Source organism: Glaciimonas sp. GNP009 (assembly GCF_054343755.1).
The window spans coordinates 1848501-1864333 of record NZ_JBTGUV010000004.1; the positions used below are offsets into that span (position 1 = coordinate 1848501).

Sequence of the window (15833 nt, forward strand, 5' to 3'; positions counted from 1 at the left end):
TCGCTCATCAAGTATTCACCCGGCATCCGCTAGGCGAGCCTGCGATGGGCAGGATAAGCATCTAATACTGTGTAACAGCGCATAGAAATGCGTCAATCCTGATGTGGAAAACATGTTTGCTTAGTTATTGCTCAACAATTGCATGATTGATAATTAATTTAATAATTAATTTAATAATTAAAATGATTATCCGACGCTGTACGCAACACCACCGTGCAATATGTCGATATTAATTGCACCATAATGACACTGGCAAGTTTTTTGCTTTAGGAATTCGTTTATACTTTCGAGATGAGTGTAATCCATGCCAAAATCTTGCCAAAATCTTTTAACGCCAAACGAGCGCTTGAGCTCGCGTGTCAAACGCTACAAATCGAAGCGGATGCAATAATTGCGCTAAAAAACCGCATTTCTGACAGCGCCGGGATGTCTGCCGACAGTGCAATGGGGGCCATTGAAGCTCCCTTTGCGCAAGCGGTCGCACTATTGTTGAGCTGTACCGGTCGTGTCGTTGTTTCTGGTATCGGCAAGTCCGGTCATATAGCCCGAAAAATTGCCTCAACGCTGGCATCGACCGGCACACCGGCCTTATTCATTCATCCCGCCGAAGCCGCCCATGGCGATCTTGGGATGGTGACAGAAAATGACGCTTTTATCGCTATTTCCAACTCCGGCGAAACCGCCGAGTTAATGGCGATCGTGCCGATCGTTAAACGCATGGGCGCGACGCTAATTGCGATGACCGGCAATGACCACTCTTCCCTTGCACAGTTAGCAACAGTTCATCTCAACGTCAAAGTAGACCAAGAGGCGTGCACCCTTAATCTTGCGCCAACTGCAAGTACTACCGCGACCTTGGCGCTAGGTGACGCGCTGGCGGTAGCATTGCTGGATGCGCGTGGCTTTCGTGAAGAAGATTTTGCTCGCTCCCATCCTGGCGGCGCGCTCGGCAGACGCTTACTGACCCACGTGCGTGACGTTATGCGCAGCGGTGCCGATATTCCTGCGGTCACCGCAGAAGTATCGTTATCGGCAGCATTGCTCGAAATCACACACAAAGGTATTGCCATGACGGCAATCGTGGACGATAAATTTCACCCTGTCGGCGTATTCACCGACGGCGATCTGCGACGCCTAATTGAACACGTACAGGACTTTTCCAAGCTGACAATTGCCGACGTGATGCATGCTAATCCGCGTACTGTTGGCCCTGACCAATTGGCAGTTGATGCTGTACAAATCATGGAAGAGTTCCGAATTAACCAGTTGCTGGTGGCAGATGCCGATGGCAAACTGGTCGGTGCGCTACATATTCATGATTTGACCCGTGCCAAGGTGATTTGATGGTAGCCGCCCCCAATACTATTAACATACCCGCAGAAGTCATGGCGCGCGCCGCCCAAATCAAGATGATGATTTTTGACGTCGATGGCGTGTTGACCGATGGTGGCATATTGTTTGGTCCCGACGGAGAGGCAATAAAACGTTTCAATGTACTCGACGGACTCGGCATCAAATTACTCCAACAAGCAGGGATTATCACCGCCATTATCAGTGCGCGCAGCTCAGCCATCGTCAGCCGTCGGGTGAGCGATCTCGGCATTACGCACGTCTATCAAGGCGCGCATAACAAAAATACCGCATTTGCCGCGTTATTGGCCGATACCAACCTTACCCCAGATGTTTGCGGTTTTATTGGCGACGACATCATTGACCTGCCTATTTTGACGCGTACCGGTTTTGCTGTCAGTGTCCCCAATGGTCATCAGGAGGTCAAATCGCGCGTTCACTATGTTACGCAGGCAAACGGCGGGCAAGGCGCTGCGCGTGAAGTCTGTGATTTAATTCTGCGTGCGCAAGGCAAGTACGCCGCCGCTTTGGCACAGTATTTGACCGGCGTCATAGAGGCGGCATGAAAAACCTGCGGTCAACTTTTCGCCTACGCTTCATGCTGCTGCTGACGGTGTGTGTGGCACTCACTCTCGGTAGTTTCTGGATCATGGAAGTGATGCGTAAAAATACAGAGCAATTATTGCCGGGTGCGCCGCGTGTTGCGCCTGATTATTACGTCGAAAATTTTAATTATGTGCAACTCGCACTTAATGGTCAGCCACGCTACAACATCTCAGGTCAACGCCTGACGCACAATCCCGCCGACGATTCATTTGACGTGATTCTTCCCGTCATTCGTAGCCTTGATAAACAACAACCGCCGATGACCTTGCGCTCCAATACTGCCAAAATCGAAGACAACAACAGTAAAGTGAATATGTACGGCAATGTGAACGCAGACCGCTCAGCGACGCCAAAGTCGTCAAAGCTTCATTTGCAGTCCGAGTACCTTCAGCTATTGCCAGATGATGACATTATGACAAGTAACAAGGCGGTCGAAATCACGATCGATCAGTCGAAAATGACCGGTGTTGGTATGTATGCCAATAATGCGACTATGCAATTACGCCTATTAAACAATGTCCGTGGCACCTATCGCGCAACACCGCGGCAGACTAAATAACTCACATGATTACCGGATAATCCTATTGAAGCCATTGTTGCTTTTAGTGCCAGTATCCCCTTTCAGGATTTTTATGAAACGTATTCTATTTTTAACCCTACTCGCGCTGCAACTGACTTGTATTTCAGGTGCCCATGCTGAAAAAGCTGACGCAGATAAACCATCCAACGTAGACGCAGACCAGTTCACGCTGGACGACGTAAAACAAGTAAAGATATTCACCGGCAAGGTGATACTGACCCGCGGCACGCTGATCATGAAAGCCAACAAAGTCGTCGTCACGACGGACCCATCAGGCTATCAATTTGCCACCTTATACGCACCTCCCGGTGGCTTAGCCACGTTTCGCCAAAAGCGCGACGGCGGTCCTGACTTATGGATCGAAGGTGAAGCTGAGCGAATTGAGTACGACGATAAAACTGAAATCGTTAAATTATTTTCGAAAGCGCAAATGCGACGTCTGCAAGGGACCAAAGTCACCGATGTTGTAAACGGCGAATTCATCTCTTACGATAGTCGCGTGGAGTTCTACTCGGTCAGTAACAATGTTTCCGGCAATAGTCAACCTGGCGCGGGCCGCATCAAAGCAGTCATCCAGCCGAAGAGTAAATAAGATGACCTCTACAAATTTAAGCACCTTGATCGTTAAAGGGCTGCAAAAAAGTTATGGCGCGCGCCAAGTAGTCCGCGATGTCTCTTTGAAAGTAAATAACGGCGAGGTCGTCGGCTTGCTTGGTCCTAACGGCGCTGGAAAAACGACTTCTTTCTATATGATCGTCGGTCTGGTGCCATCGGATGGTGGAACAATTGATTTAGATGGCGTTGACATCTCGCGTTTACCGATTCATCAACGCGCGGTGCTTGGCCTGTCTTATCTGCCGCAAGAGGCCTCTGTTTTTCGCAAGCTAACGGTCGAAGACAATATTCGTGCGGTACTTGAATTACAGCGGCCAAACGGCAAAGCACTGACCAAAGATGAAATCTCGGACAAACTCGATTCACTGCTACAAGAATTGCAAATTGAGAAATTGCGGGAAAATCAGGCATTATCTTTGTCCGGTGGAGAGCGACGACGAGTTGAAATCGCCCGTGCTTTAGCCACCAATCCGCGCTTCGTGCTTCTTGATGAGCCGTTCGCCGGTATTGATCCTATCGCCGTTATCGAAATTCAACGTATCGTCAGGTTCCTTAAAGAGCGCGGCATCGGTGTCTTGATCACCGACCATAATGTGCGCGAAACGCTCGGCATTTGTGACCGGGCATACATCATCAACCAAGGTAGCGTGCTAGCCAGCGGCAGTCCAGACGACATCATCGCCAACGAATCAGTGCGACGAGTTTATCTGGGTGAACATTTCCGCATGTAACGGATTCAACGGATTCCCTAGCGCCCATGAAACAATCTCTCCAACTCCGTACCTCGCAGCATCTGGCGCTAACCCCGCAATTGCAGCAATCGATTCGATTGTTGCAATTGTCTACGTTGGAGTTACATCAGGAACTTGAACATATCCTTTCGGATAACCCGTTACTGGAACGCCTCGACGATCCCCTGGACAATTCAGTGCGATTACTCGCCGACGGGGCGATCAGTACCAGTGCCTCAACAATGGATGCGCCACCAGGTGACAGTGAAGTAAGCAGCTCGCCAACTGAGCCTGAGGGCGGTGGTGAAGCGCCCGAGTCTGGCGAAAACAATCAAGAGAACGGCAATACTGACAGCGAATGGAGCTTTGACGACGTTTCCCGAACCTCCAAAGCCCCAGATGATGAGGATTCACGACCACAATTAGAAGCCTGCGAATCGACGTTGCGCGAACATTTGCTCAAACAAATGCGTGAAGCTGTTGATCAGCAACGCGACCGTGCATTGATCGAGTTGATCATTGATGCGCTTGATGAAAACGGCTACCTGGAGGAATCACTAGACGATATTTTTGCACGTCTTCCAGAGCAACTTGATATCGAGATAGAAGAATTGTCGATGGCCTTGAAGATGGTCCAAAGCTTCGACCCAACTGGTGTCGGAGCACGCAACGCGTCAGAATGCCTCGCATTGCAAATCAAAGCATTTCCCAAAGTAGCGTTCGTCACACGCCGACTGGCACTAACAATCGTTGAAGGTTATCTGACCTTATTTGCCCAGCGCGATTTTAATAAAATCAAAAAAGCGCTGGAGTGTGATGATGAAGATTTGCGCGAGGCACAAATTATTATCAAAAAATGTAATCCTCATCCCGGCGCGACCTTTGCTGGCGGTGCGTCAGATTATGTCGTACCAGATGTAATTGTCAGAAAAACAAAAAATGGTTGGCAGGTAATGCTCAACAATGACGTTATGCCAAGGCTTCGAGTTAATGCTCTTTATGCCAACATTCTCAAGCAGGGCAAGAGCGAGGGATCACTTAACTCGCAGCTACAGGAGGCAAAGTGGCTGATCAAAAATATGCGTCAGCGCTTCGATACCATACTGCGTGTAGCGCAGGCAATTGTTGAGCGTCAACGGAATTTTTTCTCACATGGGGCGGTTGCTATGCGACCTCTTGTGTTGCGCGAAATAGCTGATACACTAGGATTACACGAGAGTACTATCTCACGTGTAACTACTCAGAAATACATGCTCACCCCACACGGGATGTTCGAATTAAAGTATTTCTTTGGCAGCCATGTTGCTACAGAGGCAGGTGGAGAGGCTTCCTCAACGGCGATACGGGCGTTAATCAAACAACTGATAGGAGCGGAAGATTCTAAAAGTCCTTTCTCTGACAGCAAGATTGCCGACATGCTCGCGGAACAAGGTATGGTAGTGGCCCGTCGCACCGTCGCAAAATATCGCGAAGCTTTACGAATTCCGCCGGTCAATTTGCGTAAATCTTTATAGCTGTTTGCTTGTTTGCACAAACGTCGCTGTGTTCTGACTGATTGATTTATGGTTGATGAATAAATTGGTGATTCAACACTGAATTAATCGTCCCGGTCCGAACCGCCAACGACACACTTGATAGGAGCGCTGTATGAATTTCACAATTAGTGGGCATCACCTCGACGTAACTCCCGCCATTCGCGAACACGTGCTAAGCAAATTGGAGCGTATCAAGCGCCACTTCGATCAGGTCATAGATATTAGTGTGATCCTGACGGTAGACAAAATCACAGAGAAAGAAAAGCGTCAAAAAGCCGAAATTAATCTGCGCGTTAAAGGCAAAGACCTGCATGCCGAGAGCATTGCGCATGACCTTTACGCCGCCATCGATTTGTTAATCGACAAACTCGATCGACAAGTGATTAAATATAAGGACAAATTGCAGAATCATCAACATTCGGCAATCAAGCATCTACCTGAGGATTTGCCCATCGCAGCAACGTGATGGACGGGGTTCTCTAATGCGGTCAACGTAAGTATTGCTCAATAAATAAATTGAAAAATACTATACTGACAAATGAGCAAGGGCGCAGTTAATGCGCCCTTTGTCATTTTAAAATTATATTACTTACACACGCCCTGCCCGAATATGTTCGTAACACTTTGCATCGTTTAGCAGTGTTCGGAGGCATCGCCGAATGTCTCGAACGCAACCGGGTACACCTCAAACAGCGGCCAAAACAAATAACTAAGCAAGAAGCTTTATAACGTCACTCTCAAAAGAGTTTTCATAAAGTCGCCAGACCCGTAACTTTCCCAATTCGGTCCACATCAAAAATACCATGACGATGGTATGCCGCAGCCTATTGCTTTAATGCGCCAAAAACTTTTCCGATAATTGCACTGCCAGCACCGATCGGATCACGTCGAATCGCTTTTTCCTCTTCCCCTATCATGTAAAACAAGCCATCCAAGGTGCGCTGCGTGACATAGCCTTCAACAGTCGCCGCCTGACCTGGCACAAGACCCGTTTTACTGACCAATCCCATCGTCGAATTGTATTGTGTGGATACACCGTTACGGTCGGTGATTTTCTTTACTATCGGGAGAAATTTTTCTCCTAACGGGGTGGCAGTTTTCTCTCTGAAAAAATCGGTTACCGATGTGTCGCCGCCACTCAGAATATTCTTCGCATCCGTGACCGACATGGATTTCACCGCATTCAGGAGCAACGGCTTCGCCAATGGCACGGCAGACTCTGCGGCATGATTCATCGACACGACCAGATCATCCAGTTGTTGGCCCTTCCCTGTCATTTTAAGCAGCGGTCGTGCTTTCTCTAGCATCCCTGGCAATCCGATTTTTACTTTATCGTTATTTAAAAATCCGTTTTCGACGCCCAGCTTGGCAACTGCAACGTCCGCGCCTTTATTGAGCGCCGCCTTCAGTCCTGAGTTGGCATCCTGATTGCTCAAATCCGCCAAAGAAAATGCCATCGCGGCGGTAGAGACTAAAGAGATCACCAGACCTAAACGTAATGCCGGTTGAAAGATAAATTTCATGTAAAGTCCCTTTTATAAAGACGAAAAAGCAAACAAAAACACGCGCAAAAATATATAAGAAACATCAGCTGATCACTTCGCCGATCATCCTGTCAATGCAGCCATTGATCCAACTCAATAAAAACAGCGGTGCATTTTTATGTTCGTATGAGAATAACGCGACGACATGTATTGACAGAAAGTACGATAAGACGTTCAGATATAAAAACGTATATTGCTATGTATCATCGCATTGATATCTGCTGCGCCATCACGCAATGACGTAACGCGATTCAACAAAGGAGATTATAAATGTCCATCATCGACCAGAAACAACCGGCGATGTTCACGTATTGCATAACGATCGGTCATCCCCGCGATGTAATCGGCGACTTGACGCGCTTGCAATTGGACACTATCAACCTGTGGATCAGGGAGCCCTGGCTGCGTAACAGCTTGTATTAACTGATAATCCGGCGGCAGCAAAGCCGGTTCATTAACAAAGCAGTCAAATAACTCCACCACAATCCGCCTGGCCTTGCTGGTCATCCGATTGACTAGATAATGGCGATAAAGATTTTCACGCAAGAACTGTTTCAGTGCAATGGCCTCACGCGCCATTGGGTCCGAGAAAGCAATCAGTGGCGCCGCATCCCGCACGTCATCGACCGTCTGCGGTGCAGCAGCTTTAATGCGTTCACGCGATGTATTGATTAAATCGTTGATCAAGGCATTAATCATGCGGCGCACAGTTTCGTTGATCGCACGGCGTCCACGTAGTCCGGGAAAAGTCGTTTCGACCTCGCGATTATGACGTGCAAAAAAATCAATTTGCATCATCTGGTCAAGTGTCAGCAGTCCCGACCTTAAGCCGTCGTCAATATCGTGATTGTTATAGGCAATTTCATCCGCAAGATTGGCAACCTGCGCTTCCAGGCTGGGCTGTTTGCGCTGGAGGAAGCGATGACCAATATCGCCCAATCTTTTGGCGTTAGCCACTGAACAGTGCTTCAAAATACCTTCGCGCGTTTCAAACATCAAATTCAAACCGTCGAATGCGCCGTATCGTTGCTCCAGTTTGTCGACCAGTCGCAGACTTTGCAGGTTGTGCTCGAAGCCACCGAAGTTATTCATACAGGCGTTTAGGGCATCTTGTCCAGCATGCCCAAAAGGCGTGTGACCAAGATCGTGCGCTAACGAAATCGCCTCCACCAGATCTTCGTTCAGTTGCAGATTTCTGGCGATAGAGCGGGCGATTTGAGCAACCTCAATACTATGCGTCAGCCGGGTACGAAATAGATCACCTTCGTGATTAACGAATACCTGCGTTTTATATTCTAGCCGACGAAAGGCTGTGCAATGGACAATGCGGTCACGATCACGTTGAAACTCAGTGCGGGTGTTGGGCGCAATTTCGTCAAACAAGCGTCCCCGTGATGTCGCTGAATGTGCAGCATACGGTGCAAGAGACGCTTCTTGATTTGTCATGGGACGGCGCTAAGCGGGTTATTAAGCGATGGATTTAGGGGGATTAACGGACGGATTAATTGATGGGTTAACGGGCACAGTCGATAATTGTTGTATCGTCGCCAATAGTGGTTCCTGTGGCACCGTGCTAACCAATGATCCACCCAGTTGATTCATTAAAATGAATTTGATTTGACCATCTTCGTTTTTCTTATCGACCTGCATCAACTCAAGCCAGCGCCCTGCACCAAGATTCGGCGCGGCAGTTGGTAAGCCCGCCGCCCGCACTAACGCGCTCACGCGATCACGTGCAACGGCATCGATATAACCCAGACGGTGTGATAATTCAGCCGCCATGATCATGCCACAGCCGACCGCTTCGCCATGCAACCATACGCCATAACCCAGACCGGATTCGATAGCGTGACCAAAAGTATGTCCAAAATTCAAAATCGCTCGCAAACCACCTTCGCGCTCATCCTGTCGTACCACATCAGCTTTGATTTCGCATGAGCGCTGGATAGCGTAAGCCAGCGCTGCGCTATCGCGCGCCATCAATTTGCCAATATTCGCCTCGAGCCAATCGAAAAATGCGGCGTCAATTACCGCGCCGTATTTAATAACTTCCGCCAAACCGGCAGATAATTCGCGCTTCGGCAATGTTTGCAGTGTTGTGATATCCGCAAGTACTGCCTGAGGTTGGTAAAAAGCACCGATCATATTCTTGCCAAGCGGATGATTTATGCCGGTTTTGCCACCAACGGATGAATCAACCTGCGCCAGCAAAGTAGTAGGAATTTGCACAAACGGCACGCCACGCATATAAGCTGACGCCGCATAGCCAGTCAGATCCCCAATAACGCCACCGCCCAGTGCAACCAATGTTGTCTTACGATCACACTTTTCACTCAATAAGCGATCGAAAATCACCATCAGATTGGTCCAGTTTTTCTCTTCTTCACCATCTGGCAGAATGATTTCAACAACCGACTTGCCTGCCGAAAGGAGCGATGAACGCAACACATCCAGATACAGCGGGGCGACTACAGTATTGGTGACAATAGCAACCTGCTTGCCCTTGACCAGTCGGGCGATCAATTCACCATCCAACAACAGCCGCTGTCCGATCTCTATCGGATAACTACGCTCACCTAACTCAACTTGCAAGCTGACGGATAAAGTAGAAGTTGCTGCGTATGGAGATGCATTCAAAGTATTTTGTTGATTCATAGAAAAATTGGTAGAAAGATGGTCGCTTGAGGATACCGCGTTTGTAGCAGTCAGATCCGTTGCGTTATTGTTCATTAGCCCGACATGCTCATCGACGTTGACACGCGTCATATCAAGCTGAGACAAAATGCTATGAACCAAAAATTGTACGTTAGGACGGCCCGTATCAATGATGATATCGGCAATTTCCCGATAGAGTGGATCGCGCTGGCGCGACAACTCCTCTAGCCGTCTGCGAGGATCAGCTGTTTGCAATAAAGGACGATTTTTATCACGGCCTGTACGCTGCAAAATATGATGCACACTGGCGCGCAAATAGATGACAGTACCACAACTCTTTAACAAAGCCCGGTTGTCCGGATTTAAGATCGCGCCCCCACCCGTTGCCAACACGATATTTTGACGTGCAGTCAGATCGCGGATGACTTCTGCTTCGCGCTGACGAAAACTCGGCTCGCCTTCAATCTCAAAAATCAATGGAATTGAAGCGCCAGTACGCGCCTCAATCTCATGGTCCGAATCGATAAAAAGTTTGTTTAGTTTTCTCGCCAAAGCACGACCAACCGTGGTCTTGCCTGATCCCATCAGGCCGACCAGAATAATATTGCCTTTCATGTACACCGTACCATTTCACCACTAAGCCGTTTCGGAACCTGTTTCGTATCTTATTAGTCGGATTCGGAGTTGCCATTTCAATACGCTAACTTATCGTAGTAAAACTCAGAGAAGCGTTTCGCTGAAAATCCGATTACCAATAAACAAGTGTATCTCAGCTTTTGCGCTTTTTATCCAGCCTTTAGCCAACCAACAACAGATACGAACAAGTTCACTACAAATCCAGACACCCGCGTAAAGCCGGTATCTTTAGGCATTTAGCGCCCAGCGATCCGGTCTATGACGACTTTTGGTGTAAGGAAAATCAATAATTCCGTTCTTTTGTTAACAATTGCTGTTTGTTTGAAAAGATAACCCAGAACCGGAATATCTCCAAGCAAAGGCACTTTATTGACGGCATTCGAAATTGTTTGCGTGTAAATACCACCAATAACGACTGTTCCGCCATTTTCTACCTGAACCTGCGTTTGCACATGCTTGGTGTTGATTGATACGCCACCCGGAACAACCTGGCCGACACTGTCGTTAGTCACATCGACAGTCAAAATGACGTTACCGTCCGGCGTAATTTGTGGCGTCACTTCAAGTTTCAGGTTGGCTTTTTTGAATTCAACCGAAGTTGCGCCACTACTGGTAGCACTTTGATAAGGAATCTCCGTTCCTTGCTCAATTAATGCCTTTTGCTGATCGGCAGTAACAACGCGCGGACTGGATATGATCTTACCTTCCCCATCCGCCTCAAGCGCGGACAATTCGAGACTAATAAATTTTGATGCAGCCGCATTAAACAACGTCAATGCAACAGAACCCGCTGACCCAGTAGCAGGATTAGCCGGCAAATTCACCGCACTTTGTCCAATACCTGGGATAGTCGCCCCTGTCGAGGTAGTCGTCACTGTAGTTGGAACTTGCTGTCCACCAGCGGCGACGTTATTGCTATTAAAACCAAATCCAAGCTTCGCACCCAGATTACGACTAAAACCATCGTTAGCCTCCACCATACGCGCTTCGATCAGTACCTGCCGCGAGGCAATGTCGATCTTGGTGACTAGCGTACGAATATTTTCAAGGACGGTCGCCGTATCTGTAATGAATAACTGATTCGTACGTGGATCAATCACGGCGCTTCCGCGTTTGGACAAAATACTGTTCTTTTTGTCACCTGCGCTGCTGCCATCATCATTAATACCAAATACTTTTTTGAACGCATCGGCCTTTTGATAGTTCAATTGAAACGACTCGGTCCGCAAGGGCTCCAGATCGGCAATTAAGGCGCGTTGCTCCAACTCCAACTTCTCTTTCGTCAGCAACTCGTCTTTCGGCGCAATCCACACGACTGAGCCATTCTTACGCATGTCTAATCCTTTGGACTGCATGACGATGTCGAGCGCCTGATCCCAGGGCACGTCTTTTAGACGCAATGTCAGGTTACCGCTGACCGTGTCACTGGTAATAATATTTAAACCAGTAAAGTCCGCAATGACCTGCAGTACTGCACGGACTTCAATGTTTTGAAAGTTTAACGACAATTTGTCGCCACGGTAATTTTGCACGCCTTGCCCTAACTTGTTCGGCTGCTCCTTGATCGGCTTGACTTCAATCACCAATTGGGAATCACTCTGGTAAGCGGTATGCTCCCACAGGCCCTTAGGTTCTATCACCATACGAACATTTTCACCCTGCTGCATGGTAGTGATAGTCCGTACTGGCGTTCCGAAATCCCCAACATCCAATTTGCGACGTAGAGTTGCCGGTAAACTTGTCTTACTGAAATCGACGACAATCGACTGTCCCTGTTGTCGCACGTTGACCACAACTTGCTTACTCGGCAGATCAACCACGATGCGGCCTTCACCTGCGCTGCCACGACGGAAATCGATATCGCGCAACGCGGGCTTACTGTCTTCAAGAGTCGCGGGATAAGCAACCGTAGATGTTGTTGTCGGTACCACAGAGCCATCGAGAACAGCGGGGCGATTCGGCGCGACAGGTAGAACTGGCTCACCGACTGAGTTGACCGCCGTCGCCAGACCGCCCGATCCATCAATCGTTACAACGACTGCGTTACCTTCCATAGCCAGGGCATAATTTAACGAGCGCTTAAGATTAATAACCAGACGCACGCGATCATCGTTCTGAGCAACAATTACATTGCGAACATCGCCTAAGCTAACGTCCTGCACAGTCTTTCCGGTCGCATTACCGATCCCAGGAAAGTCCAGCGCGATTCGCGCAGGGCTGACAACCGCAAAGCCCACCGGCAGCGTTTTTATTGGTTTTTTGAGGTGAACCGTCACAATAGTATTACTACCCTGATGATTCGCACTAATTGACGTCACGGCATTGTCGTCGGCCAGCGCAGCGCTCCCAAACCCAGCCAATAGAACCATCGTCACCAGCATCAATGCTTTATGACGAATTACGTCCAGGCAGTTGAATGGCGCTCTTGCTACGGATTTTGTTACACCCTTTATGCCACCCGTTACTGCACCCATTGCTGCACTCATTTTATGCTCTCCTGCAATACTAACTTGGCTTCGCGTTCGACCCATTCGCCCGACGCATCTTGTACAATTTCTTTTAAACTTACTTCGGTCTCACTAATGTGAGTGACCATGCCAAAGTTCTGCCCGACATAGTTTCCGACTTTCACCGGAAATACCGTTTTATCAATTTGCAGCAACGCATAACTCAAGCCAACTTTTTGTAATGTGCCCACCATCTTGATGGTGTCTAGCGGATAATTTTCCAGCGCTTCGCGCCGCCGTTCCAGGTTCGGCTTTAGACCGTTGGAATTAGCCTGCATTTTGGCCAACACGACCAGTAACTTGTTAGGATCAAACGGATCAATACTGGTGTTGCCTGCATAAATAAAAGGGATAAATCTTTTGGGTTCCGTCAGCTGAGGGATAAATGCACGGGTATGCATTTTGACATCTGCCATCCACTCTCTTACCTCTTGCACTCCGCTATCACCGCAACCGGATAAGGTAGCAATAGCAATAATGGCGATCACTGATCTGATCGAACTGGGCACGGGAAAGGGGATCATTTTGCACCCTTCTGCTTGGCCGCATCACTGATGATGCGTTGCGCCGCCACTTCTTCTGGATCAAGATAACGGAACGTCTTTGCCACCGCTTCCAACGTCAATGCGCCATCTTTACCGGCGCTCAAACTCATGTTATTTAATGTGACAATGCGGGGCAAATTGGCGATATCGCTAGTAAAAGAACCAACATCGTGATATCCGCCCGTAATCTTGATGTCAATAGGCAACTCGGCGTAGTAATCCTTCACCACAACCTGACCCGGCTTAAATAGTTCGAACTGCAATCCCCGGCCTAAGCCAGCCTGGTTGATGTCTGACAGCAACGCGTCCATTTCAGCCTTGCTTGGGAGTTGCTTTTCTAGCGTAATAACGTATTCAGCGACCTGTTTTTTTTGCTTACGCAAACCATCCAGATTAATTGCCTGTCCAATCTTGCTTTTGTATTGATCCTTTAGCTGCACCTCTTGTTGCTGGCCATTGGTAAGATCAGTCTGTTGATCGCTCCAATAAAAAAACCATCCGAGGAATAACACCGCCAATAAAACACCGACGCCGCAAAGATTGCGGGGAATAGCCGGCCACTGACCAGGATGGCGTCCGTTCAGCCCCTTAAACTGGGTACTGACTATCGCCTGTAATTCTTTCAAATCCGTCATCGTGCATCTCTCTTTGAATGCTGCGGTCTCACTTAACGATCACCGGGCCGGTAACTTGACCGCCATTTGACCCATCTGTCGCTTTAACTGCGTTGCCAGGTACGGTGTCGCTAGGTCTTTTAATGCCGACGTTTATCGTAAAATCGAAAACCCGCTTACCATCCTTCCCCACTGCAATATTTGCAGCACGGATTTCAATTAAATCAGGACGCTCCAACCAAGGGGAGTTGTTACTCAGATTGCGCAGCAGTTCAGATACGCGCTCATTAGATTGCGCATAGCCGCTCAACACGACGCGTTGCTCCTCTTGTTTGAAACTACGCAGATAAATTCCTTCCGGCACTTGCTTAACCAGTTCATCCATTAAATACACAGGCTGATTGCGGTCGCTTTGTAAATTTTCGACTGCTTGCTGACGCGCTTTAAGAGAGGCGATGTCTTGCTTGAGGCTGATGATTTCCTTGATTTGACCATCCAGGCGCGTGTTTTCAGCCTGAATGAAGAGATTACGTTCGCTTTGATTTGAAATACTATGAGCAAAAAAGGCACCGAGTACCAATACCAAAAGCAATCCGCAGACAGCCGACAGCGCAAGCATGGCAAAAAATGCCTTCTTACGTTGTTGTCGCGCTTCTTCACGGTGAGGGAGTAGGTTAATTTTTATCATCAGCCAAATCTCCGCATTGCTAGGCCGCAAGCGACCAAATACGAAGGCGCTTCAATTCGCAACTGCTTTTCACGCACATTGGAGGCCAATTGCATGCCGGCAAAGGGATCAACCAAGGAGGTAGAAATCTTGACGCGCCCAGCGACGGCTTCAACTATGCCGGGAATGATTGCACAGCCGCCCGCCAGATATATCTGGTCGATACGGGTGTAGGGAGTTGAAGTGAAGAAAAACTGAATCGCTCTGCTGAGTTCGATAGCAGCACTTTCCAAAAACGGATTGAGTATTTCTTGTTGATAGCTCGCAGGCAAATCGCCTGTGCGCTTTTTGGCGTCTGCCTCCTCGTAAGACAATCCGTACGCACGCACAATATCTTGCGTTAGTTGATGTCCACCAAAAGGTTGTTCGCGCTCATAAATAAGCTGCCCATCCAACAGCGCCGAAACGTGGGTACTTTGGCCACCAATTTGAAAAAGTCCAATCATTTGGCCGCGCCCAGCCTGGGGCAATTGCGCGACAATGCGGTTGATTGCCCCACGTGCAGCGTACGACTCAATGTCCATGACGATCGGCTTCAGCCCTGCCGCTTCAGCTACGGCTACGCGGTCCTCGACTTTCTCCTTACGTGTAGCGGCCAGTAACACCTCAACATCTTCCGGCGCCTGTTGCGAGGGACCAATAACGTGGAAATCCAGGCTCACCTCATCCAATGCGAAAGGAATGTACTGATTTGCTTCCGATTCGACTTGTAGCTCTAGCTCGTCATCACTCATACCGCCGGGCAAAATAATTTTTTTTGTAATAACTGATGCGGACGGCATGCCAAGGGCAACATTTTTTGTGTTCGAGCCGCTTTTTTTCCAAAGTCGCCGAACCGTGTCAGCTACTAATTCGATGTTCTCGATATTGCCGTCCACAACTGCACCACGCGGCAACGGCTCTGAGGCGTAGCGCTCCAACTTCAACTGATCGCTACCCGCCGACGCCAACTCCACCAACCGCACGCCTGAGGCGCTAATATCTATCCCCACTAACGGTGGGTTCTTTTTGCCGAACAATGATCCAAGATCTAGTACCAAGAGCCTATCTCCGGTGAGCGTATTTTTTGCAGGAACATTTACTGATCAGCAAATCAAAATAATATTTTGGCAAGTCCAATTAATTAATTAATAAATAAATACAGTGTTGGTTATCCGCACTATTTATTACATTTATTTATTCAACCAG

At 48.4% G+C, this 15833-nt stretch carries 15 protein-coding genes; 7 read left to right on the top strand and 8 right to left on the bottom strand.

The annotated features are described in order from the left end of the window. Window positions 1–291: 291 nt before the first annotated feature. From ACXX82_RS09040 to hpf, 7 genes are all read left to right on the top strand, one after another. On the top strand, window positions 292–1344 hold the full coding sequence (locus tag ACXX82_RS09040; protein ID WP_323506151.1) for a KpsF/GutQ family sugar-phosphate isomerase: 1053 nt from the start codon (window positions 292–294) through the stop codon (window positions 1342–1344). Then, complete coding sequence (locus ACXX82_RS09045; protein WP_322233851.1) at window positions 1344–1916, top strand: KdsC family phosphatase; 573 nt, start codon at window positions 1344–1346, stop codon at window positions 1914–1916. The genes ACXX82_RS09040 and ACXX82_RS09045 overlap by 1 nt, the downstream gene beginning before the upstream one ends. Then, on the top strand, window positions 1913–2515 hold the full coding sequence (lptC, locus tag ACXX82_RS09050; RefSeq protein WP_322233853.1) for an LPS export ABC transporter periplasmic protein LptC: 603 nt from the start codon (window positions 1913–1915) through the stop codon (window positions 2513–2515). The genes ACXX82_RS09045 and lptC overlap by 4 nt, the downstream gene beginning before the upstream one ends. 73 nt (window positions 2516–2588) lie before the next feature. Next, window positions 2589–3128: a lipopolysaccharide transport periplasmic protein LptA gene (gene lptA / locus ACXX82_RS09055; protein ID WP_322233856.1), complete on the top strand. Its 540-nt coding sequence runs from the start codon at window positions 2589–2591 to the stop codon at window positions 3126–3128. Between the two features lies 1 nt (window position 3129). Then, window positions 3130–3882: an LPS export ABC transporter ATP-binding protein gene (gene lptB / locus ACXX82_RS09060; RefSeq protein ID WP_458562799.1), complete on the top strand. Its 753-nt coding sequence runs from the start codon at window positions 3130–3132 to the stop codon at window positions 3880–3882. 26 nt (window positions 3883–3908) lie between these two features. Further along, window positions 3909–5396, top strand: coding sequence for an RNA polymerase factor sigma-54 (locus ACXX82_RS09065; RefSeq protein WP_322233861.1), 1488 nt, complete (start codon window positions 3909–3911; stop codon window positions 5394–5396). 133 nt (window positions 5397–5529) lie between these two features. Next, window positions 5530–5883, top strand: a complete 354-nt coding sequence (hpf, locus tag ACXX82_RS09070) for a ribosome hibernation-promoting factor, HPF/YfiA family (protein ID WP_322233864.1) — start codon at window positions 5530–5532, stop codon at window positions 5881–5883. A gap of 358 nt (window positions 5884–6241) precedes the next feature. Here the strand turns inward: hpf and ACXX82_RS09075 are convergent, their stop codons facing one another. The 8 genes from ACXX82_RS09075 to ACXX82_RS09110 all read right to left on the bottom strand — a co-directional run bounded on the left by ACXX82_RS09075 (window position 6242) and on the right by ACXX82_RS09110 (window position 15685). Next, window positions 6242–6940 carry a DUF4197 domain-containing protein gene (locus ACXX82_RS09075; RefSeq protein WP_322233867.1) on the bottom strand — a complete coding sequence of 233 codons (699 nt, stop codon included), beginning with the start codon at window positions 6938–6940 and terminating at the stop codon, window positions 6242–6244. Between the two features lie 285 nt (window positions 6941–7225). Next, entirely contained in the window at window positions 7226–8407 is a 1182-nt protein-coding gene (locus ACXX82_RS09080; RefSeq protein WP_458562800.1) for a deoxyguanosinetriphosphate triphosphohydrolase, read from the bottom strand. A gap of 21 nt (window positions 8408–8428) precedes the next feature. Next, window positions 8429–10231 carry a bifunctional shikimate kinase/3-dehydroquinate synthase AroKB gene (gene aroKB, locus ACXX82_RS09085; RefSeq protein ID WP_322233872.1) on the bottom strand — a complete coding sequence of 601 codons (1803 nt, stop codon included), beginning with the start codon at window positions 10229–10231 and terminating at the stop codon, window positions 8429–8431. Between the two features lie 257 nt (window positions 10232–10488). Next, window positions 10489–12633, bottom strand: a complete 2145-nt coding sequence (locus ACXX82_RS09090; RefSeq protein ID WP_458563977.1) for a type IV pilus secretin PilQ — start codon at window positions 12631–12633, stop codon at window positions 10489–10491. A 101-nt stretch (window positions 12634–12734) separates the two neighbouring features. Beyond that, entirely contained in the window at window positions 12735–13283 is a 549-nt protein-coding gene (locus ACXX82_RS09095) for a pilus assembly protein PilP (protein ID WP_322233875.1), read from the bottom strand. Beyond that, a complete protein-coding gene (locus ACXX82_RS09100) occupies window positions 13280–13939 on the bottom strand; it encodes a type IV pilus inner membrane component PilO (protein ID WP_322233877.1) in 660 nt (219 codons plus the stop codon). The genes ACXX82_RS09095 and ACXX82_RS09100 overlap by 4 nt, the downstream gene beginning before the upstream one ends. 28 nt (window positions 13940–13967) lie before the next feature. Continuing rightward, entirely contained in the window at window positions 13968–14606 is a 639-nt protein-coding gene (locus ACXX82_RS09105) for a PilN domain-containing protein (RefSeq protein WP_322233879.1), read from the bottom strand. Next, a complete protein-coding gene (locus ACXX82_RS09110) occupies window positions 14606–15685 on the bottom strand; it encodes a pilus assembly protein PilM (protein ID WP_323506149.1) in 1080 nt (359 codons plus the stop codon). Before ACXX82_RS09110 ends, ACXX82_RS09105 begins: the two co-directional genes overlap by 1 nt. Window positions 15686–15833: the final 148 nt, after the last annotated feature.